At 36.1% G+C, this 2,786-nt stretch carries 2 protein-coding genes; both read right to left on the reverse strand.

Annotation, left to right across the window (positions count from 1 at the left end; translation table 11 throughout):
• Positions 1-55: 55 nt before the first annotated feature.
• Positions 56-1,048, reverse strand: a complete 993-nt coding sequence (gene xerA / locus BACCELL_RS16675; protein ID WP_007213111.1) for a site-specific tyrosine recombinase/integron integrase — start codon at positions 1,046-1,048, stop codon at positions 56-58.
• Between the two features lie 45 nt (positions 1,049-1,093).
• Positions 1,094-2,617 carry a class I SAM-dependent DNA methyltransferase gene (locus BACCELL_RS16680; RefSeq protein WP_044153945.1) on the reverse strand — a complete coding sequence of 508 codons (1,524 nt, stop codon included), beginning with the start codon at positions 2,615-2,617 and terminating at the stop codon, positions 1,094-1,096.
• Positions 2,618-2,786: the final 169 nt, after the last annotated feature.

Consider the following 2,786-nt stretch of genomic DNA (forward strand, 5'->3'; position numbering starts at 1 on the left):
TTGTTCCTATGTGGTAAATGACACCTACTATAATATGTAATATGATTTACATTCATTAATTGATATATTTGCGATGTGATAGTTTTACATTATTTTGGCTAACCATTGCATAATGCATAGTTGTATCTATTTTTACGTGTCCGAGTAATTTTTGTACTTGTTCTACCGGCATTCCTTTGTCAATTGCCATTGTAGCTAATGTACGTCGAAATTTGTGTGGATGTACACGGACAATCTTGGCTTGGCGTCCAATTTTGCGTAATCGAGTTTCAACTCCTGATATCTGTAGACGGTTATGTGGTTTGGCTAAGGAAACAAATAGTGCCTTATTTCGGTCTTTTCTGGTACTAAGGTACTGTTGTAAATGTATTTTGGCTCGTGCATTAAAATACACTATTCGCTCTTTATTTCCTTTGCCAAAAACAATGCATTCGCGTTCATTGAAGTTGATATCTTCACGGTCTAACTTTACTAATTCACCAACACGCATACCGGTAGATGCTAAAAGATCAATCATGGCGAGATCACGGATTTTAATGCAATTGTCACGAAGGTGTTCAATATTCTCATCGGTCAATATTTCCTTGACTTGTGTACCGGTTTTTACTTTATGAATTCTACGAATCGGACTTTTGATAATATAATCTTCTTCTTCAAGCCAAGCAAAAAACGAGGAGAAGATACGTCGAATATTGTCAATTGTTACTTTACTTGACTTATTCTTACGCTGAAATACTGCTAAATAGGCGCGGATATCTTCTGTTGAGTAATCTACTACCTTTTTAGGCATCTTTTTTAAGAGTTGTTTAATCGTAGAACTATAATATTTAATTGTAGGAGTTGTGCATCCTTCAACTTGTTTAGCAGACAAAAATATTTCAAGTAGACGGTCGTTGGTTGCAGTGTCTTCATGCACTCTTTCGCCATCTTTCATAATGGTATATTTGCTTACTATTTGAAGCAGAACACCATTTAATTGAACCAATTGTTCTATACTTAAAACATCTGTCATTGCATTGCTGATCTCTTGAATTAATTTCTCTTTCATATTCTTCGATTATTAGATTAAATAATTGAAGAAATATAGTACAATTTATTTAATTGTAAATCCTATACTGCCTAATTGTTTTCGAATTTCTTCTTCCAAGTCATGAGATTGGGCAAACAAATCAGATAATTCAGAAGTGAGTCGCTCCATTTTTTCTTGAAAAGGTTCACCATCATCTTCTACTTCTGCAATTCCGACATATCGTCCCGGAGTAAGGATATAATCCTGTTTTGCTACATCTTCAAGCGTAGCAATGGCACAAAACCCCTTCTCATTTTCTAATGTTCCCTCGTTAAAGGCATGAAATGTATTGGCTATTTTTTGAATATCTCCTTTTTCTCCTTCCTCTGAATCAGATAGTTCGCGAAGTTTGCGGGTAACCATTGTTCCCATGTTACGGGCATCTACAAACAGAATTTTTCCTGTTTGTTTCTTAGTTCTATTTAAGAACCATAAAGAAACAGGAATTCCCGTCGTGTAAAAAAGTTGTGAAGGTAATGCGACAATACCCTCTACCAGATCGGCTTTTATAATATTTTCACGAATTTTTCCTTCACCTCCACTCTGTGAAGACAGAGAACCATTAGCAAGTACCATACCTATACGTCCTTTGGGAGAAAGATGATGTATCATGTGTTGTAGCCAAGCAAAGTTAGCGTTACCAGCTGGTGGAATGCCGAATTTCCAACGTACGTCGCCTTGTAGTTTATCTACTCCCCAATCGCTTAAGTTGAATGGTGGATTTGCTAAAATATAATCAGCCTTTAAAGTTGGGTGTTGGTCATCAAAGAAAGTATCGGCATTAAATTTGCCAAGATCTGCTTCTATACCACGGATGGCTAAATTCATCTGAGCCATTTTCCATGTGGTAGGATTACTGTCTTGACCGAATACAGAAATGCTGTTGATGTTACCTTGATGACGTTCAATAAACTTTGCTGATTGAACAAACATACCACCAGAACCACAGGCTGGGTCATAAACACGTCCACTATAAGGTTGAAGAACTTCTACCAAAGTGCGAACAATGCAAGCTGGGGTGTAAAACTCACCAGCAAGTTTTCCTTCTGCTTCGGCAAATTTAGAAAGACAGTATTCATAAGCGCGCCCAAGTATATCTTTTGTGTCTCCATGTTCTCTCATTTGAATGTTGGTGAATAAATCAACAACATCTCCTAATCGACGTTTATCTAACTCTGGCCGTGCGAAGTTCTTAGGAAGAATACCTTTTAGGCGAGTATTCTCTTTTTCAATTAAGCGCATCGCATTATCAATTACAGTGCCAATCTCAGGTGCATGAGCTGTTTTTGCAATCATAGACCAGCGTGCCTCTTGGGGCACAAAGAATATATTTTCTGAAGTGTATTCATCTTTATCTTCTTCAAAGCCGTCTCCCTCAGCAATGAGCGCTTGATATTTTGTTTCAAATCTATCAGAGATATATTTGAGGAAGATAAGTCCTAAGACTACGGATTTGTATTCTGAAGCATCCATGTTACCTCTTAATAAATCAGCCGCTTTCCAAATTTCTTTCTCAAATCCTATTTCTGCTGTATTAGTTTTAGCCATAATTAATGTGTTTCCTTGTTTTATATATAATAGATTTTTCTTGTACGATTTCCTTGTGTACATAATGCTACAAAGTTAAGAAAAAGAATTTACTATATGAAGGAAGAAAAAGAATTTATCCGTTTTCAATAGATATAGCTTATTTTATTCTCATCATGTAAACTCTGTT

It is taken from the genome of Bacteroides cellulosilyticus DSM 14838 (assembly GCF_000158035.1).
In the GTDB taxonomy this organism is placed as follows: Bacteria; Bacteroidota; Bacteroidia; order Bacteroidales; family Bacteroidaceae; genus Bacteroides; species Bacteroides cellulosilyticus.